Origin of the sequence: Thioalkalivibrio sp. ALgr3, from assembly GCF_000377325.1 — a bacterium.
GTDB lineage: Bacteria > Pseudomonadota > Gammaproteobacteria > Ectothiorhodospirales > Ectothiorhodospiraceae > Thioalkalivibrio.
The window spans coordinates 42,086-65,683 of the sequence record NZ_KB897985.1 but is presented as its reverse complement, the minus strand read 5'-3'; the positions used below and the strand labels follow the sequence as shown (position 1 = coordinate 65,683).

Annotated in this window: 18 protein-coding genes and 1 CRISPR repeat array; of the genes, 4 read left to right on the top strand and 14 right to left on the bottom strand. The window is 62.4% G+C overall.

What is annotated here, in order from left to right:
- Nucleotides 1-13: 13 nt before the first annotated feature.
- From ptuB to C998_RS0110435, 7 genes are all read right to left on the bottom strand, one after another.
- Complete coding sequence (ptuB, locus tag C998_RS0110465; protein WP_026279572.1) at nucleotides 14-637, bottom strand: retron Ec78 anti-phage system effector HNH endonuclease PtuB; 624 nt, start codon at nucleotides 635-637, stop codon at nucleotides 14-16.
- Entirely contained in the window at nucleotides 630-2,000 is a 1,371-nt protein-coding gene (locus C998_RS0110460; RefSeq protein WP_018870815.1) for an AAA family ATPase, read from the bottom strand. Before C998_RS0110460 ends, ptuB begins: the two co-directional genes overlap by 8 nt.
- 454 nt (nucleotides 2,001-2,454) lie before the next feature.
- Entirely contained in the window at nucleotides 2,455-7,536 is a 5,082-nt protein-coding gene (locus C998_RS0110455; protein WP_018870814.1) for a hypothetical protein, read from the bottom strand.
- A 50-nt stretch (nucleotides 7,537-7,586) separates the two neighbouring features.
- Complete coding sequence (locus C998_RS0110450; protein ID WP_018870813.1) at nucleotides 7,587-8,864, bottom strand: restriction endonuclease subunit S; 1,278 nt, start codon at nucleotides 8,862-8,864, stop codon at nucleotides 7,587-7,589.
- Nucleotides 8,857-11,277, bottom strand: a complete 2,421-nt coding sequence (locus C998_RS0110445) for a class I SAM-dependent DNA methyltransferase (RefSeq protein WP_018870812.1) — start codon at nucleotides 11,275-11,277, stop codon at nucleotides 8,857-8,859. The genes C998_RS0110450 and C998_RS0110445 overlap by 8 nt, the downstream gene beginning before the upstream one ends.
- Nucleotides 11,278-11,589: 312 nt before the next feature.
- Nucleotides 11,590-12,240: an SOS response-associated peptidase gene (locus C998_RS0110440; RefSeq protein WP_018870811.1), complete on the bottom strand. Its 651-nt coding sequence runs from the start codon at nucleotides 12,238-12,240 to the stop codon at nucleotides 11,590-11,592.
- 160 nt (nucleotides 12,241-12,400) lie between these two features.
- On the bottom strand, nucleotides 12,401-13,369 hold the full coding sequence (locus tag C998_RS0110435; RefSeq protein ID WP_018870810.1) for a hypothetical protein: 969 nt from the start codon (nucleotides 13,367-13,369) through the stop codon (nucleotides 12,401-12,403).
- Between the two features lie 439 nt (nucleotides 13,370-13,808).
- On the opposite strand from C998_RS0110435, the gene C998_RS0110425 reads away from it, so the two are divergent.
- Nucleotides 13,809-14,057, top strand: a complete 249-nt coding sequence (locus C998_RS0110425; RefSeq protein ID WP_018870809.1) for a helix-turn-helix transcriptional regulator — start codon at nucleotides 13,809-13,811, stop codon at nucleotides 14,055-14,057.
- Nucleotides 14,058-14,336: 279 nt separating this feature from the next.
- Here the strand turns inward: C998_RS0110425 and C998_RS14835 are convergent, their stop codons facing one another.
- From C998_RS14835 to C998_RS0110415, 3 genes are all read right to left on the bottom strand, one after another.
- Complete coding sequence (locus C998_RS14835; protein WP_156001281.1) at nucleotides 14,337-14,570, bottom strand: hypothetical protein; 234 nt, start codon at nucleotides 14,568-14,570, stop codon at nucleotides 14,337-14,339.
- Between the two features lie 102 nt (nucleotides 14,571-14,672).
- Nucleotides 14,673-15,656, bottom strand: coding sequence for a hypothetical protein (locus C998_RS0110420; protein ID WP_018870808.1), 984 nt, complete (start codon nucleotides 15,654-15,656; stop codon nucleotides 14,673-14,675).
- 346 nt (nucleotides 15,657-16,002) lie between these two features.
- Nucleotides 16,003-17,418, bottom strand: a complete 1,416-nt coding sequence (locus C998_RS0110415; RefSeq protein ID WP_018870807.1) for a hypothetical protein — start codon at nucleotides 17,416-17,418, stop codon at nucleotides 16,003-16,005.
- 424 nt (nucleotides 17,419-17,842) lie between these two features.
- Here C998_RS0110415 and C998_RS15375 point away from each other — a divergent pair, with 424 nt between their 5' ends.
- The 3 genes from C998_RS15375 (at nucleotide 17,843) to csm6 (ending at nucleotide 20,008) form a co-directional block, all read left to right on the top strand.
- Nucleotides 17,843-18,325 carry a glycine zipper 2TM domain-containing protein gene (locus C998_RS15375; RefSeq protein ID WP_018870806.1) on the top strand — a complete coding sequence of 161 codons (483 nt, stop codon included), beginning with the start codon at nucleotides 17,843-17,845 and terminating at the stop codon, nucleotides 18,323-18,325.
- Between the two features lie 112 nt (nucleotides 18,326-18,437).
- Nucleotides 18,438-18,731 carry a hypothetical protein gene (locus C998_RS0110405; RefSeq protein WP_018870805.1) on the top strand — a complete coding sequence of 98 codons (294 nt, stop codon included), beginning with the start codon at nucleotides 18,438-18,440 and terminating at the stop codon, nucleotides 18,729-18,731.
- 140 nt (nucleotides 18,732-18,871) lie between these two features.
- Complete coding sequence (gene csm6, locus C998_RS0110400; RefSeq protein ID WP_018870804.1) at nucleotides 18,872-20,008, top strand: CRISPR-associated ring nuclease Csm6; 1,137 nt, start codon at nucleotides 18,872-18,874, stop codon at nucleotides 20,006-20,008.
- Nucleotides 20,009-20,014: 6 nt separating this feature from the next.
- On the opposite strand, the gene C998_RS0110395 is transcribed toward csm6, so the two are convergent.
- From C998_RS0110395 to C998_RS14085, 4 genes are read right to left on the bottom strand one after another with little or no spacing between them, the layout of a single operon-like run.
- On the bottom strand, nucleotides 20,015-20,872 hold the full coding sequence (locus C998_RS0110395; protein WP_018870803.1) for a reverse transcriptase domain-containing protein: 858 nt from the start codon (nucleotides 20,870-20,872) through the stop codon (nucleotides 20,015-20,017).
- Complete coding sequence (cas1, locus tag C998_RS14535) at nucleotides 20,869-21,864, bottom strand: CRISPR-associated endonuclease Cas1 (protein ID WP_081617431.1); 996 nt, start codon at nucleotides 21,862-21,864, stop codon at nucleotides 20,869-20,871. Before cas1 ends, C998_RS0110395 begins: the two co-directional genes overlap by 4 nt.
- The gene (locus tag C998_RS0110385) at nucleotides 21,861-22,208 is read right to left on the bottom strand and encodes a CRISPR-associated endonuclease Cas2 (protein WP_018870801.1); all 348 of its coding nucleotides are present in this window, start codon (nucleotides 22,206-22,208) and stop codon (nucleotides 21,861-21,863) included. The genes cas1 and C998_RS0110385 overlap by 4 nt, the downstream gene beginning before the upstream one ends.
- Nucleotides 22,205-22,489, bottom strand: a complete 285-nt coding sequence (locus C998_RS14085; RefSeq protein WP_018870800.1) for a CRISPR-associated endonuclease Cas2 — start codon at nucleotides 22,487-22,489, stop codon at nucleotides 22,205-22,207. The genes C998_RS0110385 and C998_RS14085 overlap by 4 nt, the downstream gene beginning before the upstream one ends.
- A 243-nt stretch (nucleotides 22,490-22,732) precedes the next feature.
- Nucleotides 22,733-23,598: a CRISPR direct-repeat array (repeat unit 36 nt; unit sequence GTCCGACCGATGCCCCGACTGAAAGGGGATTAAGAC).

The following is a 23,598-nucleotide window of genomic DNA, read 5'->3' as shown; positions in this document are numbered from 1 at the left end:
CCCTCGTCGCAGTCTAGGCTTCCGTCAGGAAGTGCCGGATAGCGGTTTCGAACGGCTCTCCCGAGATCGCAGCCAGCTCTCGGCGCAGGTACTGCTCATACTCCGCCTGATCGATTTCGGACCATGCAACCAGCTCTTCGGCCTGGAACAGATAGCCCTGAACAACTCTGTATCTCATCCAGCGCAGAGACTCATGGTTGAGGTTGAACACGCGCACAGTCTCCTTGGCCCGGTGTACCTGCCTTGCCGACAGACCGGCCCGGGGCGTAATCCGGCCATTGGCCAAGAACCGCAGGTATTCATCCGGATCATCTTCATCGGGCTTGATGAGATCAGCGGGGTCGTGCCTCGTCGGGTCCTTGTGTTTCCCGCAGCAGTCAGGCCGGTTGCATGAACCAAACAGGTTTTCCCACGCGAAGGTATCCCGGGGATGAGTCGACCGCATCCGGAAATGCTCAATATGCCGCTGACCCTGCCGCAATTCGACCTCGCAGTAGGCGCACCGCTCGGACTGCATAGCGTCGAGCCGTTCCCAGAGCATGGTCTTGTCGGGCGAGGTGACGTCTCCCCACCCATCTCGCCCCGCCCTATACCTGCCCAGGCAACGTGGAGCTTCCGGGCGTTCCAGCTTATGCATCCGGACCCGTTCCCTTGGCCTTCATCCTGCGCTTCATCTCCTGAAAGCGCTGCAGGCGTTCGCATTCGAGCATCTCGGGGTGCTGCTCTCCGAAATGCCCAAGCAATTCGTCTCTGAGCGCCCTCGCCTCGGGAGTATCCTGTCGCCCCTCCTCGATTGCCTGGCGGTACGCCGCGAGTTTTCGGGCCGGCACAACGTCCGGGACCGGGTCGATGCCCATGATCCGCGCCAGCGTGTCGGGGCTGGCCACGCCCTCCGTCTGAAAATCCGGCTCGGTCGCCGTCGCTTTCCATGTCTGTTGCTCATCATCCCACTCGGTACCGAGCTGGCGGATGCACTCGCGGGGCACGGTTGTCAGCACCTGGGGGCTGTGCGTGGTCACGATGAACTGCACCAGCGGGAAGGCTGCTCGCAGGCTCTGCACAACCTGCTGCTGCCACTCGGGGTGGAGATGCAGATCCACTTCATCAATCAGCACGACCCCGGGGGTCCGGGCGGCCGCGTCCCGGCCAAGGTGCGGATTGAGCTTGGCGCAGCGCCACGCCATGTCTGCCACCATGGACACCATGGTTCGGACGCCGTCACTGAGGAGGCTGAGCGGCAGCGTCCCCTGCCCCTTCTGCTGCATGGCCAGCTCCTCATGCATCAGGCTGTAATGGAACTCGCTCCAGCCCTGGGGCTCCATCACCCGGTCCACCGCCTCGGCCACGGCCCCGAGCTGATCCCGGAGGCGTTCCATATTGCCATCGCCACGCGAGTGCCCCTGAAAGACCGCCATGGTCGCCTTGCCCACCCACTCCTGAAGCTGAAAGTAGTTCGAGGCCGACGTGAGGCAGTCCTCATAGCCCAGGGTGCGGCTCGCACTGAGAACCGCCTTGTGCTTGAGGTTCTTGTGCGTCTTCCACAGGCGCCCGGTGCCGTAGTAACTCACCAGCGGCAGCGTGACAGGCTCGAATGCCCGCACTTGCGCCATCAAATCACTTCCATAGCTTGCGAGCGGTGCGGCCCCCTTGATCGTGGTGCGGCTGCCGGGACCGGTCAGCTCCCTCAGGATCGAAGCCTCGGCGTCATGCTCCCCCAGACCCGACATATGGGCATGGATACGCACCGGGTACTGCTGCTCGAGCTCCGCCAATTCCGCCTGCCCCCGGTAGCGTGCGTCCGAGTGCAGGATGTGGCGCCCGTGCCGCTTGCCCATGTCGAAGGCGCCAACGAACGGCCCCATGAGCACCGCCAGGGCGTCCAGCAACGTGGTCTTGCCCTGGCCATTGGGCGCCACCAGCACCGTCAAGCGCTCGTGCAGCGACACTTCCAGGCTCTGTACATGCCGGAAGTTCTCCAGGGCCACCTGTTTGAAATTCATTGCACGGGCTCCTTGCGCCACGGGCTGCGTCGACTCATTGTGCATGGCAACCCATAGACCGTCACCCGGACCCTGTCACCGCGCTATACCCTTCAGCCGCGGACGAACGGCAATCACGGACCGGTTGAGTGCCAGACCCGACTACCGTCCCGTTCAGGCAGGCCTTCCACTGTCAGACCATTTAGCAGCAGTTCGAGCGTCTGCCGGTTCGCCTCCCGCACCTTGCGATCGTTACCGTGGACCGACCCCGTTATCCTGCGTCTGAGGTCCCTAAAACTCGGCTGGACTCTTCGATCATCTGCCAGTAACCGGCGCCTACTTCAGCGTGGATCGTCGTGATCTACTCAACCGATAAGCGCACTGCCCCCTTATCTCAGCAAGGGCTTGGCGAAAATTGTTGAGACAACCTACGACGCATCTTTTAGCCAGTTTCTTGGCAAGAGACTGGGGAGCATCAGGCAGCCGGCGTAACGAAATCGTCCCGCATCCTGAACGCGGCGGAAGAACCGCTCTCCACAAGAACATCGAGCACATACACGATCGCCTCGCGCAAGTCTGGATCGCGCTTGAGTTCCAGCGGCCGTACGTAGACATGCCGTTGGAGAAGAACTTCGAGCATGAAAACGGTGTTGGACTCACGCAGCATGTCGATGGGATTTCCGCGCCTGAGCTTGTTCGCGATGCGTACGAACGCGGCGGGCATGGAACGCTCGCCGATGTGGTAGAGGAAGCGGATATAGCTGTCCAGCACGATCCAGACCGGCGGCAGCGCGTCGAAGAGCGCGTTGACGTTATGGGCGTAGCCTTCAAGGCTCCTCCAGTGACGGACGCTGTCCTTCCACCACGCGGTCAGAAAGATCGTCGACAGCACCTCGCTACCGTGGGGATGCTCCGTGTCCAGATGTGGGAGCCACTTGGCGCTCTTGACACGCTCGGCAAACAGGTTCCATAGGAACCAGTAATGCGGCGTATTTGGGTTGCTGTCCTCGCTACTCGTTAACCCCTGGATGATGTTGTGGATCTCGCGCGGATGCCGGTCAACGGCCTCGAGGATTGGCTGTAGGACTTGCTCGGCATCGGCATCTGACGCGCGCATTACAAATTGCTGAATGCGCTCGGATATGACCTGCTCCCTGTGAAAATTCCTGTCGCGCCGGTCGGGAGAACGATCGTGCTCACGGTTCCAACACTCCACGAGGTCTTCGCTCGCGCGCCGATGTGCGGCCACAGCAAGAGGCACGTTGGGAACCTGGCCCAGAATCGCGAGGATCTGTGTGTGCGCCTCGGCTCCGAATACCTCGGTGATGTCGAACCTGATGTGCGCATCTTCGGCGATTTCCCCTTCGATCCAGAACCGCCCGCGAACGTCTGCGGCCGCGGCGGCCGAGATCGTGTCCGGCGTGCGCCGCTTGTCATAACTCTTCTTCTTGTCGGCGTTCCAGTCATGGTCGGCAAGAGCGGCCTCGGTTGCGATGGCATTGACGGCGCGCAGGGCAAGAGTGGGGTTCGCAACCCAGAACTTGTCATTCACGCCCCACGTGGCGTACCACCGCACCTCGTCGACCGGATGGGTTAGCGCGGCAATAAAGGCCTTGCGCACACGCGGCGTCTGGGCTTCAGTCAGGGGCTTGGAGAGCAGCAGCGGCACGACGAAGGCACAGGGGCGATCAGCCAGCATCGAGAACCGCTGCATGCGGTCGATGGTTCCCCACTGGTCCGCGTGGCTGGAGATTTCGGAGCAGATGACGTCGATGCACCACTCCTTCTCTTCCGGCGACATCTCGTCCCAGTGGTCGCGGACGCAGACGGCAGCCACAAATCCTGGAGCGTTATGGCTGTTGTCGGGATGCTCCGCGGTGCGGTCGATCCCCTTGGCACTTGCCAGCTTCTCCCGCCACTGGGCGGGGTCGGCAGAGCCGGCCTCCCGCTGGAAGACTTGCAGGCCCCACATGTAAACACCCAGGCGGGCATTCATCTCGCCCATCTCCTTCGTGCTCTCGTCAATGAGTTGCTGAACTTCCGGAGCCGGAGTCTTGGGTTCGAGGCGGATGTAATTCCTCGCAGAGCCTTCGCCGTCCGCTGCTGATGTATCGCTCGCTGCGGGCTGCTCGTGGGCCAGGTCGTACTGACGCAAGTCCATACGGTGAAGGGCGAGCTGCCATCTCAGGTCGTGCTTGTTGCGTTTGTCCGGCTCGGGCAGTGCAGCGATGTGGCGGTCGATGATGGCGTGAACCCGCGGGGCCAGAGGACCGAATTGCAGGTTTGCGATGGCCGCTTCAAGGTCGTGCTTTCGGTGCGGCAGCGCGTTCGACTTCTTCCGCTCCTCTTCGTAGATCTTGTTTTCGGCGCGAATGGTAGGCAACAGTCCCGTGAGGGTCGAAGTCTGATGCTCGCCAGCCATGCGGCTGCGATCGATCTCGATGTAGTCCTGCACCGACAGCAGCACCAGAAGGGCCTCGCCTGACCGGTGAGGATGAGCGGTCGCCACGCTTGCGACGACGGCTGCGAGCGCGGCGGAATTGCTGCGCTGGAGAATTTCGAGCAGTACCGCGTCGAGCCCCTCGGGATGGGATTTGGCGCCGCCAAGCAACCACTTCTCGAAGGCCATCAGCAGCGACTGGAGCGAATAAGGCCCGACGGTCATGCCGCGATACAGGCCCCAGAGACGCGGGTTCACCCATTGCTTCCGCGTGGTCCCGTTGGCAAACATGAGCTCGACTTCCCAGGCGGGTTCGAGGGGGTCACGGAGACGCGGATGCGCGTACCACTCGGCACTGTGATTGAAGACCTGGATCAGGAAGTCGAGGCCTTTCTTCGGATGGTGCATGAACAGGTTGATCCACGGCCCTCGGAAGGCACTGGCAGGGGAAAAATCATGGCGCAGGTGTTCCTTGATGCCGAAGTAAAGGTCAACGTCGATGGATGAGCGGCCATAGGGTTCCGCGCGTAGATATTCCTCCGTGGCGAGGAAGGTATCCAGTGCGACGGAGATCAAGAGGTCCGGCAGGTCGCGCGCGGCGGGCGCACCGTCGAGCCCCGCAAGGAGGATGTCGCGGAATTCCTCGGCGACGGGATCGCGGCGGCGCCCTTCCTTGATCTGCCCGCGCAGGACGGCTTCGAAGCGCGCGGGATCGGCTTTCGGGATCTTCGCAATCACCTTCAGAATGCGTTGGCGCGTGTCTTTTCCCCTGTAGTGGTCAAAGCGCGGGAGGAGCCAATGGGCAATGCCGGCAACATGTTCGGCCCCGTCGATGTCAGGTGCCCCCCAGCTGACGCCCCGCACGGCATCCTCGATCAACGCGAGAAGCAGCGGTGCGTCTTCTTGTCCGAAACTGCCTATGTTGCGGTGCACCAGCCTCACGACGGTTGCCCAGACCGCGCCTTCCGGCACGCTCAGGATCGAGCTGTGGCCGCGCACGTCGGCAAGCCACGCGGGCGAAGTCACACAGGCGACGCGCAGGAGGTGGATGACCCGCTTGAGGATAGCGCGGTCATTGGCGAGCAGCTCGGCCTCGTGACGCGTGAGGAATTCTGACGCGGACGGTGCCTTGAGCAGCGAGACCAACGTATCGTCGCGGAACTGGGCGGGTACGTCCGCCTGTGCGATAGCTGCGCTGAACAGCCGGTCCGCTGCGGGTGCGTCGCGGTCAACCAGCTCGGCAACCCACTTCCGGTACGAGCGGCGCACCGCAGGATGGGTCCCTATCGCTGACGACAATGCCTTGAACGCCGTCTCATCCGTGAGGTGCTGTTCCTCGATCCATTGAAGGATGGCCCAGTCCTCGAGGACGTCGTGCGCCGTCGCCACGAGCAAAGCATTGCAGTCGGGCGAAACAACGAGGGAGTCCTGTTTGAGGAGGGCGATGGCTGCTGCATTGAGTCCAGTAGCTGGCACGTAATCCGACAGGGCACGCGCCCTGCGCACCGCCAGCTCCTGCAATGCCACTTCGCGCAGACGCGGCATGCCGTCGGCCGGACTCTGGTCCGCGCGCACGATCTGCCGCCAGAAGACGGCGCGGAAATCGCGCTCGCTCTCCGGAAGCGGGCGTCCCGCGTCCCACGGAATCTGCAATGCCTTGTCGATGAAGTACGGGTTGCGGAGGATCTCGCGCAGCGCGGGGTTGGCGAGTGGGACTGCCAGCGACGGGAAGGCGGCCTGGATTTCCTGCAATTCGGTGTCGTCAAGCGGCGGAACTTCGATGACCGCGTGATCAATCCCCGCTGCCTGGAGAAAGCTGGCCCGTACCTGCTCCACAGAATAGTCGCGGCAGGTCATGAGGATACCGAGGCCGTCGTCGGACTGGGCGAGCGTCATGAGGTCGCTGAACCCGTCGCGCGTCGGTTTCTCAAGCAGGCGTTCGACGCTCTCGATCACAAGCACCTTGCGGCCCTGTGCGCCGAGGATGGCCTGAAGCTCTGTGGCGCGCGCCGGGATCTGGCTGTTGTGGAGTGTTTCGTCGATGTGGGCGACGGCGAATTCCTCGACTCGGAACCCGAAAGCGAAGAATTCGCGGGAGAGAAAGGTTACCGCTTCCTTCCCGATGACGGATTTACCGCTGCCCGCCGGGCCCGTGATAAGGACGACTTGCCTCGCCTCGATGGCCGCAAGCACTTTGTGGACGATGCCAGCGCGCCGTAGGTGGAAAGCAGGCCCGACCGTCGTGCGGATCTTCCGCAGCACGTAGTCCGTGTGGTTATTCAGTGCCATCAGTACCCGCTGCTCGTGCGCGCCCACCGCGCTGTACGCCAGGACGAGAGCGGCTGGAAGGTCGGCGCGTTTCACGCTCCGTGCCGCCGGTCCGGCCTCGCTGGCATGGCCTAGAAGAACATCCCAGGCAGCCGTCGCACTGGCGACGGGATCTGGGTCGGTAGACTTGAGAGCGAGCAGCGTCTTGATGTGCGCCTCGGTTTGGCGTGTGGAGGTGTGCAGGTCGAGGCTCAGGACATGGAGCACCCGCAGGAAGGGCCACAGGTCTTTGGCGATGACGGGTGTTCCTTCCAATGCGCTGACGATGCGGCAGAGCTCGTTACACTGGTGGACGGACTTCTTCGCGATAAAGCCGTCGCGAGACAGCCGCCGTTGGAATTCTTCGCCGTCGGCCGCGCCCCGCGCGCAGTCGAGCAGCCCGACGAAATTCTCGAGAAGCGTATTCGTACCGCGCAGCGTGACGAGCACGAAGCGGTCGTGCTGGGGATTGAAAGGGTCGGCCTGCTTGAAATCCCTCCAGAAGTCGCCAATGGCCTTCTTGCATTCGTCGTCGGCGGCACTGATGGTGAAGCTGCGTTTCACCTGCCCGACGAGCCGCGCAGTCGCCCCGTCTGCGCGCGCGCAGACGACGAGAACGTCGTCCGTATTGAAGCCGAGATGTTCGGTCTGGAAATGGACTTCGGTGACGCCGGTATCGGTCAGGATCGGCGGGATGCTGCGGACGAGCAGCTGCGCTAGCCAGTAAGCCGCGACGTGTTGCTCGAAGAACACGCCCTCGCCCCCGGTGGCGATCGGACTTGAAACGCGTTTCTGGCTTGGATCATCCATGCACCCCCCCAATTTTCCACTGGTCACTATCCTGTAAATTCAGGCCCGGTCTATGCCGACGTTCCGACCTCGGCCTGCTCGAGAAGCGAGGTGACGCGGACGCGGCCAGTGAGCAGGTCGTCCATCAGGCCTTGCTTTTTCGTCTTCATTTTGTCTAATTTCAACCGCTCGGAAGCGATTCGATATGAGAATGAGTTTGCTCTTTTGACTATCTCTACCTGCTCATCGCAGCCAGGAAGGGGGAAAAGGATTTGCTCGATGCGGAAAAGGGCTAGCTTGGGCACGCCACCCCCTGTTCCCTTTTCTGCTTCAACCTGCTTCTGGCAGGGCTCGGAGTTCATTGCAAGGGCAAAATAGTCCGGGTTAACGTCACTAGTGAGCACGATCCGCGCAGCGTTCTCTGTCAATATTACTCGATAGTTTTCGGCGTCAGCAGGGCCGTGAACCCCGAAATAGCCGATGGAACCCGCTATCGAAACAAATACATCACCGGGTCTTATCTCGTAGCGCGACAGAATATTAAAAGTCGCCTCCTCAATAGACTCTAGCCGGTTCGCAAGGTAAGACTGTTCATAAAAGTCGGTCACTCTCAAGTATCTGAATTCAGTCTCTTCCGAACTGTATTGATGACCAAATGGAAGCCTCTTCCCACCTTTTACTTGCCCAATGGAGGACACGTTAGTGAATGACCAGTTTTTAGGCAGCGGCCCCAAGGGCGAGTCCTTGTAGAGCTCCGGTGCCTGCTCGGGGGTGGGGCGGAGCTGGCCGTTCTCGTCGATGCCGCGTGTCAGCAGGTCGTGAAGCAGGCCCTCCTTGACCTTCTCCAGCTTGGCGATCAGCGCCTCGGTCTTCTGGATCAGGGTGTCGAGGGTGTCGAGGATGCGGGCGATTAAGCGTTGCTCATCCACCGGTGGCACTTGAAGGCAAAGCTGATACAAGTCTCCGACCGACAAGTGCTTAACGGTCGTTTGGGGAGTCTTCTGGTGAATGTCTTTTAGTTCGGGACCGAGACTCCAGAAAAGGAACCCTTCATCCAACTGGGACGTGGAAGCAAAAACCTTACATACCCGTTGATTCAGAAGCGCTTTTCCCTTATCCCATCGCACAATATTGAAATCCCCATCCATCCCGATAAGGACATCGCCATCATTAATAACGAAATCATCCGGATAACTCCCTACAAAGTAGGTTTCAACCTGAGTGGCGAGGAGATCTCTGATTCTGATGAGGGGTAGCCCAGCTTCCTGTGAGAAACCCTCTGATGGAAAAGGGAAGCCAGAAAGAGCCTCCATGTGATCACCAAGGCGCAATGACTTCCACTCAGACATACCCCAGCCCCTCCAGATACTGCTGCAGCTCCTTGGCGGCGGCATCGCGCTCGGCCTCGATGTCGGCCAGCGTTACCCGGTACTTGTCCCACCAGGTCTCGAAGGCGGCGATCACCTGCTGGCGCTGCTGGCGGATGTGGCGTTCGAGGATGCCCTTGAGGTCGTTGTGCAGGATGGTGCCCACAAGCTCGGCAGCAGCGGGCTCGTCCAGGGCGTCCACGGCGGTGTTCAGGTGCGTCTCGAAGTTGGCGATTTTGGCCTTGTGCTGCTTTTTCACCTGGGTGCGTTCGCTCTTCCACGCTCTGATCTCGGCCGGGGTCGGGGCGTCGTCGTCCTCGCTGGTGGCTTCGCCCTCGCCGTCGTCGTCGCCTTCGGGTTTGGCCTCGGCGGCCTTGATGCGGGCATCCAGTTCGGCCTTGCGGGCGGCCAGCTCTTCGAGTTCGGCCACGTAGTCCTGCAGCAGGAAATGCACCAGGCGGTGGTCCAGTGGGTTGACCTTGTTCTGGTCGTCTTCCAGCTGGCTGATGATGGTGGTGCGCCAGGCGTCCACCACCCCGAGGCAGCCACGGGTCTGCAGGGTGCGGAACTCGTTCTTGTTGTCGAACCAGAAGCCGGCAATGATCCCGCGCACCGCGAAGCGGTCGAGCATGCCGGTGGGCTCCAGGGCGGCGGAGAAGCTGCCCAGCAGCTCGTCGCGCAGCTGGGTCAGGCGGCCGCCGTTGCCGGAGAGCGCGGTGATGCTGGCGCCGTGCTCGGCCCACCAGGCCTCGAAGGCGGCCAGCACGCGGGCCTCGCGTTCCTGCAGGCCGGTGTCGGCCTCGATGGCCGGCTTGAGGTCGCGCTTCTCGCTCAGGCGCTCGGCAAAGTCCACGTAGTCGGGATCGTCCGCTCGGGCCGTGAACAGGTGCATCGGATCGAGGCCCTGGGCGTCGAACAGCGGGCGCCGGGCTTCGATCTCCTTCATCGGCACGCCGCCCTTGAGGTGGGCGCGCACGTCCTGCGGCTCGGGCGGCGGGGTATTGTCGGCGTAGCGGCGGATGTTCAGGTTGTAGTCGTTCTCGCGCAGCTCCTCCAGCGGCACCACGCGGGCGAAGCCGGGCACGTCCTCGAAGGCATCCCAGGTGCTGACGATCTTCTCGATGTGTTCCGGCAGCAGGTGGTTCTGGGCGCGGCCCTCGTGATATTCGCGGTCGGCGTTGATGAACAGGACGCGGCCCCGGCGCTCCTCGGGCTTGGCGCCCTTGGCGCGCAGCACCAGGATGCTGGCCGGGATGCCGGTGCCGTAGAACAGGTTGGGCGCCAGGCCGATCACCGCCTCCACCAGATCGTCTTCCAGCAGACCTGCGCGGATGCGCTTCTCGTCGCCGCCGCGGAACAGCACGCCATGCGGCATGACGGTGGCCAGGCGGCCGTTGGCGTTCAGGCTGGCGACCATGTGCTGCAGGAACATCAGGTCGGCCTTCTTGGCGCCCTCGGGCACGCTGCCGTAGTGGAAGCGCTCCGGGAAGTGCGGGCTGGAGGTGTAGCCGATGGAGAACGGCGGGTTGGTGAGGATGCGGTCGAAGCGCTTGAGCTCGCCGCCCTCGACGTGCTGCGGGTCGGTCAGGGTGTCCTCGTTGCGCAGGTCGGCACTGCTGATGCCGTGCAGCAGCATGTTCATCTTGGCGATGGCCCAGACGGAGCCGGAGGCCTCCTGCCCGAACAGGTTGAGTTTGCGCGTGTCGCCGCCCTGCTCTTCCAGGTTCTCCTTGGACAGGATCAGCATACCGCCCGAGCCCATGCACGGGTCGTACACGCTGTGGCCCTCCTGCGGGTCCATCAGCCGCACCATCATGCGGACCACCGGGCGCGGGGTGTAGAACTCGCCGCCCTTCTTGCCGGCGGAGTCGGCGAAGTCGCGGATCAGGTACTCGTAGGCGGCCCCCAGCAGGTCGGGGAACTCGAAGTCCTCGTTGCGCAGGCGGTACTCGCTGAAGTGGACGATCAGGTCGCGCAGCTTCCTGTCCGGCAGCGTGGTGGAACCCACCTTGCGGGTGAAGTCGATGTGCTCCAGCACCCCGGCCAGGCTGGGGTTGTGCTCTTCCAAACCGGCCAGGGCCTTGTTCAGCTCGTTGCCCACGCCCTGGTGAGCCTCGTGAAGCAGGTACTCCCAGCGCGCCTTGGGCGGGACGTAGAAGTCCGCCTTGTACCAGCTGGGCATCTCGACGAGCCTGGCGATCTCTTCCTCGCTCTTGCCGCTGGCCCGCAGGTTGTCGCGCACCTCTTCCCGCCGCTGCTCGAACACGTCCGAGCAGCGCTTGAGGAACAGCATGCCGAAGATGTACTCCTTGAACTCCGAGGCGTCCATGCGCCCGCGGAGGATGTCCGCCGCCGCGAACAGGTGCCTTTCGAGCTGGTTCAGGGTGAGGATCATGCAGGGGCCATCCTTGAATCGCGTGAGGGGTAACGGGTTGGAAGTGCGCTGGCCGGTCAGTCTCGCCGCTCTGCGCGTCAATCGCCGTCGCGCCAATGCCGGCCCATGGTATCGGGCCAGTTTCCAGGCCGCCACGAACGCGCGCCTTCGCCACCCTTGGGCCCGGAACTCTTTGCTCGCGCGTGAATACCCTCTCATCGGAGACCCCGGAGGCCGGGACCCCAACACGTCATCCAAGATGACCGCTTGAGTCAGCGGAGAAACAGAGGTCCTCGACCGAAACCCGATTTCGGGGCCAAGCCACAAGGCGCCTCACGCGATGGCCTCGATCAGTGCCGGGTCGTCCTCAGTCGGCCGGTTCACCCGGGTGGACACCGGGTGATACCGAAGCGCTTCCGGGTTCATGCGCTGCGTCCGTGCCCGGATGGCCTCCCGCTCGGTGAGTGCCGCGTCGAGCCAGTCCCAACGGCAGGATGCATCGAGCACCAGGGGCTTGCGCTCGTGGATATGCGCCAGACGGTCCGATGCGGGTTCGGTGATGATGGCGCAGCAGGCGCCGCCGTCGGCGGTGGGTTCCCAGATCCCCGCCATCATCAGCACGTCCTGCGGCGCGTCTTCAGCCAGGGTGATGTAATACGGCTGCTTGCCCTGCTCCGTCCTGCGCCATTCGTACCAGCCATCGGCCAGCACGATGCAGCGGCGGTGGGCGAACGCCGAGCGGAAATACGGGCTGGTGGCCACCTTCTCCGCCCGCGCGTTGATGGGCCGTGGGCCTTCCTCGACGCGTTGGGGACGAAAGCCCCAGAACATCGGCTGGAACGCGGCCCCTCCATGGTCATCCGACCGGAACCCTTCCAGATCCGTCCCCGGCGCGACGTTGTACCGCGGCGCGTCGAAACCCGTATCGACCGGCGCCTGGAAATAGCGCATGGCCAGCTCGCTGGTCGCGCTGTAGCGCGTCATTCGTCCGCACATGACGCCAGCATGCCACGAGACCCGGGCGAGCCGTAGGAATCGCCCTCGCACCGCCCTCCGCCGGGATACTCAAGCGAAGCCGCGTTTCCAGAATTTTCGGTTTTCCAAAAGAAAAGGCGGGGACCTGCCCCACCTTTTCCGCTCAACGTCATTCACGCCCCAGCCGGCCGGGTGGCCGCTCGGGATCGCTCGGCGACAACCACACAGGACGCCCGCCGCAGAGTCGATGCCAGTATCCGTTACGGCGCGCCCGAAGCGCCCTCTCCGCAACATCGGCGTGGGCGCTACACTGATCAAGACCCCGCACCAGGGCCGCCATGGGCGCGCCATAGTCGTCACCACTGCGATAGGCGTCAATCACCCGCCACAGCGCGTCATGGGCGTCCCGATCCCGGTGCCGCAACGTGGCCATCGGCTCCTCCAGATAGTAGTCAATCAGCCGCTCGTGGCGCTTTTCCGGAATACGGTGCGCATCCGGAGTGACGCACTTGCCGACATCATGGAACAGCGCGAGAAGGACGCCGGCTTCCCGGGAATAAAGGTCCAGACTCATAGTGTCCGTGGCAGCCATCACCCGCTCGGCCACCTCCAGGCTATGGGCCAGCAAACCACCCGGCTCCCGGTGATGACAGTCCTCGGAGGCCCGGCCCGTCACGAAACTCAGGGTGAACGCCGGATCGCCAAAGACGGTGCACAGGAAGTCTCGGTAGGCCTCGACCCTCAAGCCTTCCGCGAGCCGTACGAGTCGACCGAGATCTTCGGGGCAAGGCGCTCGATGAACGGGCAGCAGTTCCAGCGCATCCCGTTCACACGGCCGGTTGCCGTACAGGGGATGCGCTACCAGCACCCGTTCCCCGCGCGGATTAACGGCTGTGTGCAAGGAAACATCCCGATGCTGCCCGTTCACCAGCCCGTGCCCGTCCCAGTCGCGGCGCAGGCCGTACGCCCGCGCGCTCCCCGTCGTGTCATACAGCTGGAAGCGGAAGACCCGTTCGCCCGAAGATGCGACCCCCTCGTTCTCCACTTCCACGCGCGCCGACAACTCGACAGGCTCCGGACACGCCATGTCTTCGTGGTCCCTCATCCGCAGGACCTGTTCCACCGTTTCAATCTTCATCCCGGACCTCCTTGCCCTCTTGTCGGCTTCACCATGAAAACGCGCGCGCAACAGACGATCGATCGCCGGACTGTCCTGACGCGTCAGTGTTGGACTCGTATCGCGAATAGCCCATAAACGGTATTTCCGTGTTGGCATGGCCCCTCTGCCATGCGATCCACTCCGGGTTCCCCCGACGCCGCCAGCCACAATGTGGCGGCGGTGTGCCTGCGCCGGTAGGGCTGGCGTAACCCGAGCTCCAGATGGCACAGCAGTAGTGGATCCCTTCGATCCGCACGCTGTCTTTCAGGCTGTCGCGGATCGTGCGGGGGTGGGTACCCCATGTATCCTTCCTCCGTGGCTGAATCATTCAGGCTCCGTGCGTAGCCTTTACACTTCACAATTCCGATTTTACATAGGCTATGTAGCCTGTCAATTACTTTTGGTGCCCGAGGAAGACATGGCGATCCGCATCCGCATTAAAGAGCTCGTCGCAGAGAAGGAATACCGGGAAGGGCGTGTAGTGACGATGAAGGAGATCTCCACCCATACGGGAATCCATCGGGTCACGCTTTCAAAGATTGCTCATAACCGTGCGCAGAATGTCGGCACCGAGACAATCGACCGGCTGTGCAAGTATTTCGGGTGCCGTATCGAGGAACTACTGGAATTCGTTGATGACGAGAATCAGGAAGGAGGTACGCACTGACGGAACGCAAGGTCGTCGGCAGAATAAGCCACAGTGTCAGTTCTCGCCTGATTGCCGACACCGAAAAACGACCTCGCCAAGCTGGCCCAGCGCCCGATCACTGACACAAGCTGGAGCCACCTCTACCCCCTACCGGGTCCGACACGCGGCCCATTCGTTCAGATGGACCGTACTCGCCATCCGGACAAGATATTCAGCGACTCCGAGGCATCGAACAGGGATGCTTTCTCTCGTGGTATGCAATCAGGCGAGACATGACACCTATTTCACATGCTCGCTTCACCCTCTCGTTCCACCACGATCACCATCCCGGTCGTTCCCCTTCCCTGTTTCACCTTCCAGAACACGGAAGGCTTCCCGCTTTTTCTTCGCCAGGGCATCGGAGCCACCCAGCTCTTTCTTCCGTTCCTCAAACAGCGCCCGCATATATACGCGTGACGCTGGTACCGATCCAAGAAGTTCACGACGCGCTTGCTGTTCTCGTTCCAACTGGTCCACCCATTCTCTGTTCACATCGCTTCTCCTTTCGTGTTGACCACAATCTAACCCTCGGTCTGCTCTCAGGTATCCTGAGTACCGTGGCCTTCGTAGTGTTCCCCGTTCGCCCTGCCTTCCTCAAAAAAGACGGGTTACGTTCTTGCCGTCGTAAGCTTCCGAGTAGCGGTGAAGTGGTACCGGTCCATCGGTCATCGGCTGCAGGCTCTCTTCTGGCAGCCAATCGAGGACCTCTCGCGCCAGATTCCCCAAATAGTCCCTGGCTTTTTCACCGTCGAAATCGAAATCCGGATCGTACATTCGCAGGGCTTCCCGCAGATGGGGGTCAAAGCGGCATGCCAACGACGCCGCGTGGATGTCCTTGATCACACCCAGCATAATGGTCGCGACATAGACCCCCGGGCGATTGCGATACAGCCAACCGAGGATACTTTCTGTGTCAGTTTTGATACGGACGGCTTCGCCTTGTGCCTCCTGCCGCCGCCAGGGCGCGAGGTCGTATCCTTCGCGTTCGCAGTAGGCCGCCATGCTCTGACGGACCTCCGGCAAAAGGCCGCGACGTCCCAAGCCAGTATCCGCCAGCGCGAGGATCATGCCGACGCTTTGCTCCGCGAGCCATCCCTCCAGATTCATTTGGGCCGAGTCGATCGAATTTGCATTGGGAGCGGGATCTTCCTCGGAGTCCGGCAAACGGTTGTATCGGGCCAGAAGGGCATCAACGGCAAGGCGACCCTCCTCCTTCTCAGGCTGGTAGAAGAGTGTCTTGGGGATAGACTCCGCCTCAAAAACATGAGCTTCCTCGTTCGGAACCTGTACAACCAGAAGATGTTCAATGAGACCGTCTTCCCCGATGAACAGATTGTCCTCACTCGGAAACCACATGGGAATGAAGCGGCCGTGGTCGCGAAAGATCCAGGCCGGCGTGATCACCATCCCCTTCGCACTCACCGCGACCATGTCCGCCCGCATGGGCTCACGTCGAAGCTCGTGGTGGAAAGCGTGCTGGTAATGTTTCTCGCTCGCGGCGATGCGGGCCGCCCACGCCGCCGCCCGAAGGTCCTGGCGGATCCGCCGCATGAAGTCGTGGTCGTATTCCGTTTCCATTTTCTTCCTCCGGACGATGCCTGATGCGCCCCGACCTACAGCCGCCGATCGATTGCGCGATTTGGTTCGGCTCCCCCCCATCCACACGTATGTATCCAGCTCGAGTCGGCTGAGACCGTAAGCTGGGCGGAGTTGATGGTTGCTAGAGAGCAGGAGCTGGTACCCGGCTCAGCCCGCGTTCTCTTGCTCGCGCAGCGCGGCGCCTCCGGGATCACACTGACATACCCCGGCTACGAGTAGAGTGCGCATCCCCATTTTTTGCCGGGACCAGTCCCGCGGGCGCAGTGCAGGACGGGCCCGGCTTTCTGGTGTACGAATCACGGCGAGCACAGACCGCGTTCGGGCCTCAGTCCATCAGTTGCTGACCGATCTCCAGATAGGCCTCCCGGGTCATCGTTTCCCGATCTTTCTCGTCAAACACGGCCCGGCCGGCTTCGCCTTCATGGGGATCGAGCGGCACTCGGTTCCGGTCGGCCATCTCTTCGTCGAGCTGGGTTTTGAACAGGGAGATCGACCATTCCCAGGATTGCGAGGCAACCGCATCCTGAGCAGCCATCACGGCCACGACCATGCCTTCCTCGCCCTCAACCGGGAACGTCCCCTCGTCGGTCATCTCCCCCGCCGGTTGGGCGTGGTCTTCCACGGTCGTCCGGATCAACGCATCGCGATACTCACGACGCGACCGCTGGAGAGCCTGCTGCTCTTCCCGGACCTCGAAGGACTGCACGTTCGGTTCCGCACCTTCCACTCTGTCCAGGCGCCCCTGAACACGCTCTCGCTCGCGTTCGGAACGTGAGTGCTTCCGGTTGAGATCGCGTGCACTTCCATGCTTCGCGTCCGCCTCATTCTCCCGTTCGGATAGCGTTTCCAGGGCCTGACGACGCTGGCCGCGGAGACTGTCCTCGGGTGCATTGCGTCCCAGAGGGCCGAGCTTCCGGGACACCTCGAATGCCTCCAGCAGCCTCGAGGCCAGGATCGGATCCAGAACCTCGTTGATCCCTTCGCCATCGCGGTAAGGGGTCGGCGTTGCCAGAAGGCACACACCGTGGGAATCCCGAGCATCCACGGTCCGCGCATCGTCCGGGTTCGGGCACTCCTCGCCAGGCTCCCTCTCCCAGTCACGCCACGAATAACGACGCAGGTGATCCAGGGTGTTGATCGGCAGATCTTCCGCCTCAATCGCCTCGTTCAGTTCCTGGCGGACCGTCTCGCGGATGTCTTCGAACTCCTGTTCGGCTTCCTCGATCTCGTCCTCGAGCTCGCTCACCGCTTCTTCTTCGTCCCGCAGCATTGCCTCGCGCGCTTCGATCGCCTCCTCCGTTTCCGCAAGATCGGCCTCGATCGACGACAGCTCCTGCGAGAGCTCCTCCCGCCGCGCCTCGAGTTCCTCTTCCTGTTCGGCCTTGATCGAGCGCCGGACTTCCAGGTACTCGGCGTGCGCCGCGCGCAGGGCCTCGCTTTCCGGGCCATCGTGCAGCAATTCGGGTTTCGAACCGTCACCGGGGGTGTCCAGATAGGCGGACAGTTCCTCGAGATGAGCGGCCACTGGGTCCAGCTCCGCCTCAACCTCGGTCGAAAGCATGAACGACCAGCCCGTTTCGACCGTTTCCTCGAATTCGGCCCACATCGTCCGGGCCATTGCACGCTCCTCCGAGTCCACCGCGTCGAAGTTGATCTCGGCCTCCGTGGGATACGAGTCGCAGCCGGTCGCCAGCACCGCCAGCGCCGTACTGACACCCGCCACAAGAAGAGTCCGCTTCATGTCGCCTCCTTATTGTTTTGCTCGCAATTCGGTCTGCAGTGCATACCGATGGCGTTACCGTATCCCGACCTGCTAGACCGCCTCCTCGACCGACAACCTTGTCGATCCCGGCCGAAACCTACATATCGAGCGGGAATGCCGCAATCGGACGAGGGCAGCCTCCCGGTTCGGTCACAGGGATCGCGCTGAACGAGATGCGCAGACAGCGGTTTGCTGCGAGGCGGTCAGATTCGTACGGGGCAATCTGACCGGCATCGGGGCAATATAGGCAGGAACCAAAGCTGGACGGGCCGGCAGCCGAACACGCACCGCCACCCCGAGCCGACGAGTCCCGCAAGGTTGCCGACCCGGACATCTTCCGCACCGCCCGTTATCGTTGCATTCGAGGTCAACAAAGCCAGAATCTGGCCGAAGGAGACACAGGATGCTTAACGGGATGGCCAAACTGTCGCTCGCGCTGTTCATTGGCATCGGGGCCACCGGTTGCGCCAACACGCCCGTGGGTTCCGGTGACTACGAAACCGGACAAACCCGGTCGGCCGGGACAGTGCAGACCGGTGAGGTGGTCGATGTTCGGCAAGTACGGATCCGCGAGGACGCACGGTCCGCGTTCGGTCGGCGTGGCGGGGTCGGTGCCAGCGCCGGTGCCGCTGCCGGCGCTCTTCTCGGGGACAATGTGGGCGGCGGGTCCGGCCGGGATCTTGCCCGCGTTGTCGGGGCCGGGGCCGGCGCGATTGCCGGGTCCCGGGTGGACCGTGAACTCGCAACCCAGAGCGGCCTGGAAATCGAAGTCAGAAAAGACGACGGCAGCCACGTTGTAGTGACGCAGGGAGACGATCAGACGTTTGAAGCCGGACAGCAAGTCCGTCTGATCAGACACGGAAGGACTTACCGCGTGGCACCCTGATGGATGGCAGGCAGACCGCGCCGCGATCCATCTACGGCGGGGGCATTCTGAACACAGGTACCCTGCACAAGCTTCTGCCCCCTGAATTCTTCAGAAAATAGGAGAGTCCCTGATGAGCAACGAGAAACCGACTCCCGACAACCAGAACTCGGAAGGGGAAACACCGCCGGAGGAACAATCCTTCATTGACACGGTACTCGATCACCTCGATCGAATCGGGGCCGGCCTCCAGAAAGCAGCGGATGCCAGTCAAAACCTGGCAGAGAAGGCGGCGGAAAACAACGAGCCACGCGAGACGCATCGCGGATTCTGGAACGAGGCCCCCCGTTCGTCGTCGCTGCCCTGGTGGATATACGGCCCTGACGCCGATAACGAACATTCGCCACCCAGCCATGAGGACGACTGAACATCCGCCCTTCACCAGGTGATCGCCGGCCCGCCGTTCGCCCATACCGGACCTCCGGTCCGCCCCAATACGACGGCCATTGAAAGACCCTGTACTGGCCGATCAAGGACACGAACACCAACCACGGAAACCACGCAGCCATGGAAAGCGTCGAAACACACTCTACGCCCCGCAACGCGCTTCTTTGCGTGGCGGGGCTCGCACCCCAGATCATCACGGAAACACTCTACGGACTCGCCGTGCAGCGTGATCCCGCTTTTGTTCCCGACTCCATCCATGTCGTGACCACCCAGGAAGGCGCCGAACGCGCCCGCCTCACTCTTCTCGACCCCTCGCAAGGGTATTTCTACCGTCTTTGCGCTGATTACGGACTGGATCCCGAACAGATTGACTTCAGCGCCGAAACCATTCATGTCATACGCGACCAGCACGGCCAACCACTGGATGACATCCGGGATCCCGCCCACAATGAAGCCGCGGCCGACCTGATCGTCGACCTCGTGCGCCGCCTGACTCAGGATCCTCAGCTAACGCTGCATGCTTCCATCGCGGGCGGGCGCAAGACCATGGGATATTACCTTGGCTATGCGCTATCGCTGTTTGGGCGACCGCAGGATGAGCTTTCCCACGTTCTGGTTTCCGAGCCGTTCGAGGGGCACTACCAGTTCTTCTACCCACCGCGCACCCCGGTTGTCCTGTATACGCGGGAACAAAAGCCGATCCGTACCAGCGACGCGGAAATCACCCTCGCCCAAATCCCGTTTGTTCGTTTGCGCGACGGACTCTCCGATCTTCTGGTGGAGGAAGGGGTGGGGTTCTCCGAAGCGGTCAACCGGGCGCAGGCGAGCCTCAAGCCGCCGCGTCTGGAACTGGACCTGGAGCGTCTGGAAATTCACTGTCGCGACGAGACGCTCACTCTCAGCCCGGTCAATTTCGCGTTTTATCTCTGGCTGGCACGCCGCGCTCGCAATGGTGAGCCGCCCGTAGCCCGCCAGGAAGTCGGCCCCGAGTACGCACAGCAGTTTCTTCAGGCATACTACGACATTTCCAACCCCATGGCGGGCGATCGTGAGCGCGTCGAGAAAGCCGTCAAAGAGGGGATGCCTCCGGACTATTTCGACCAGCGCAAATCCCACGTCAACAGGGAACTGAACAAGCTGGGCCCCGCCGCCGATGCCTACCGGATTCAGCAAACGGGCTCCCGGCCTCGCGTCCGATACCAGCTCACGCTGGACCCGGAGAAAATCGAGATCCGGCCTTCCACTCGCGGACCCTAGGTACGATCACTGCCGGCGTTTGCGGGTAGCCCGCGACCGACGCACAACGGGCTCCCCGAGAAACCGTACCCGCGGCGAAACTCTGGAGACACGCGTTTTGTCCGGGTGCAGTTCGAGTCCCATCCGCCGAAGGCGACGATCCACATGACTGCGTGCCCGTTCAGCGTCGGTCCGGGTCGCAGCCAGAAGAAGAAAATCATCTGCGTAGCGCACGAACGGGATGCCGGCATCCGCCAGACTGCGATCAAGGCGGTCGAGGAAGATATTACAAAGCAGCGGTGACAAAACCGCTCCTTGTGGCACTCCTCTCCGGGGTCCGGCCAACGAGGCGGAGTGGCTGCCCGCGACAAGCCAGCGATCAATCAGGCGCCGAAAGCCGCGATCGCGTACGAAACGTTTCAGCTCCCGACGCACGCCCCGGTGCGGCACCTGATCGAAGAACGAGCGAATATCTGCGTCCACGACCCAGTCCAACCCCGTGGCAATCCGCTCACGCACGCGATGAAGCGCATGCGGAACACCCCGCCCCGGCCGATAGCCAAAACTGTCGGGGTGCAGGAACGGTTCGACCCGCGGTTCGAGCACCTGATGCGCCATACGTTGGGCGAGCTTGTCCCGAAGGTACTGGGCGGAAATCACACGCCGCCCGCCGTCGCCCTTGGCCACAGCAAACTGACGCATTGCCCCTGGCCGATACCGCCCCGTTTGCAGGTCCTGCACCAACCGCAGCAGGTGGCGAGGCAGCGCCTGTTCCAGATGTTCCCGGTTGACCTCTGGCGACCAGGGAGCCCGGTCGCGGCGCACCCTGCGCCAGGCCTTCTGTACGTTCTCCGGATCCACCATGGAATCCAGCAAGACGTTCATGCCGACATCTCCTGCCGGATCGACTCGAACTCCGCCCGCAGCGACCGGACTTCCGCTTGCAGCCACGCACCCACCCCCTTGCCTGACGCCGATTCCACGTCGTCATCGCCGGACACGGCGGGCGGAACCTCGCGGTTCCAGTACGTCCAGGCAGCATAAAAGCGGCCTCGCGGTTCCTTGTTCAGCCGGCAACCATCGAGATCGTTGTTGGAAAAATCGGCAGGCCCCACCACACGATCGAGCAGCCCCAGTACGAACAGATCCACCCAGGGCCGGAGGGGCTCCATCACATCCAGCGCCAGCGCCGGGCGGCCCGGTACCGGCTGATGCAGAAAGCCCAGATGGACATCCAGACCAGCCGCTTCGACCCGTGAGTGCGCCTGAGTCGCCAGCAGCGTATAGCCCAGAGACAGCATCGCGTTGACGGGATCCCGGGGTGGACGGCGGTTTCTCCCACGGAATCCCCATTCCTCGGGAATTCGTTCAGCCAGCCAGTCATACCAGAACCGCGCCGCTGCTCCCTCCAGCCCTCGAACATGTTCGAGCGTTACCGCCTCGTCGAGGTGGGACTCCAGCTCAAGCAGTCGGTTGTGAAAGGTCGACTCGCCGTGCCCGGCCCAGATCAAGGCATCCCTGTATCCCCGGAACTTCCGTTGCACCATTCGACGCGCAAGGAGCAAAGAGCCTTGAGCGTCCTCGGCGGCCCCGAACTGACACCTGCGGATGTTCAACGATCCGCCCAGCCCGCCACCCACCCAGGCCGCGGGACCATGGCCCCGTCCCGGCAACAACACCGCCGGAACTCCCTGGCCGGCCAACAAGCGCCACACGTCGCTGGCGACGGAGTTCCTTCCATGGATCACGACCGCCTCCAGCAGCGCCGGAGGCACTCGCCGAAACGAACCGTCCGGCTCATCCACCCGCACCGACTGGTGTTCTACCGAGAGCGTGGCCCCGCGACGATCGACGATCAACCAGAGTCCGTCACTCATGCGGACGCCCGCCAGCGCCGTATCCGTTCCGACAACCAGTCCCACCACACGCCGATGGCCTCGACGGACTCATTGCGTTCAACGCTTGCACTGACCATCGCGCCGCCACACCAGAGTCGAGCCGGGTGCGGCACGGGGTAGGCCCTCAGATCATCCACCGACGGTTCCATGTGCCCCTCAAGTCGGCCCAGAAGCTCCTGCAAATACTGCCGGCTTCCGCGCACCAGGTAGACCGACTGCTGCAAACCCTGAGCGTCCTTCACGATTTCGCGCTGAACCCGACGCAGGCGCCGCGGGCAACGGATGTCATAGGCGACCAGATACCACTTATCCCCATGCATCATCCGACCCTCAGCATCCGGCGAAACAGGCTCTCGCTGTCGCCACTGCCCCGCGCCTCGATCGGGGCATTCGGCGTCAACCAGGCCAGCAGAAGACGGTCCTTGTCCGGATCAATCAGCTCGCCGAGCTGGAGGTAGAGCTCGTCCGCTTCCTGTGGGGCGAGAAGGCACTCGTGGACCGATTTCTGGCCATCGATACGCCACTGGACCAACTGCCGGTGAACGCGCCGGCGGCGCAAGGGGCTGCTGATGTCGTAAGCAATGATCGCGGGTCGACGTCGCATGGTGCGGCTCCTTTCGATTCGATGAATTGGCAATCGCAATCCTCGGCAATGCGCGTCGCGGTGTCCGGCGCGGCAAGCTTGTCGGGATTGTCGAGCCGTCGGACCTTGCGTGGCACCTCTCCGGCGGGCTAGCCTTTGGCCATGGTTGCTCCGGCTCAACAAGCAAACTTTTTCTGCACCAGATTGGTGCAGGACTGGACGTCGCAAGCCGCTGAATATACGGCTTATCTTCGAAGCGGAAGAGTCCGACCGATGCCCCGACTGAAAGGGGATTAAGACCTCCCCGCTTGCGCCGGGAAACCCTGCGCTCACGTCCGACCGATGCCCCGACTGAAAGGGGATTAAGACTCCGGGGACGCACCTCGCGTACACGGTTGAGGTAGTCCGACCGATGCCCCGACTGAAAGGGGATTAAGACGTGAACATGGTAACAAGGATAAAAATGAACGTAGTCCGACCGATGCCCCGACTGAAAGGGGATTAAGACTCTGGGTCACGTAACTCCAGACCACAGACCAGTGTCCGACCGATGCCCCGACTGAAAGGGGATTAAGACGTGTATCCTGTGAAGGTTTCCCCCGTTTGGGGGTGTCCGACCGATGCCCCGACTGAAAGGGGATTAAGACGGTACAGCCGGCTCGACATCCACCTCCGGCGGGTCCGACCGATGCCCCGACTGAAAGGGGATTAAGACCGTGGTTCAGCGTCAGCGTGTCCGAGATGAGCGTCCGACCGATGCCCCGACTGAAAGGGGATTAAGACGCTCCTCCGGCGAGTCATTCGTGACCGCCAAAGTCGTCCGACCGATGCCCCGACTGAAAGGGGATTAAGACCCAGTCACGGAAAGCAACGAATCGCTCAGCACGTCCGACCGATGCCCCGACTGAAAGGGGATTAAGACGATGGGCTCGCCTACGTCTTGTATGGCCCTGACCGTCCGACCGATGCCCCGACTGAAAGGGGATTAAGACCCAGTCACGGAAAGCAACGAATCGCTCAGCACGTCCGACCGATGCCCCGACTGAAAGGGGATTAAGACGATGGGCTCGCCTACGTCTTGTATGGCCCTGACCGTCCGACCGATGCCCCGACTGAAAGGGGATTAAGAC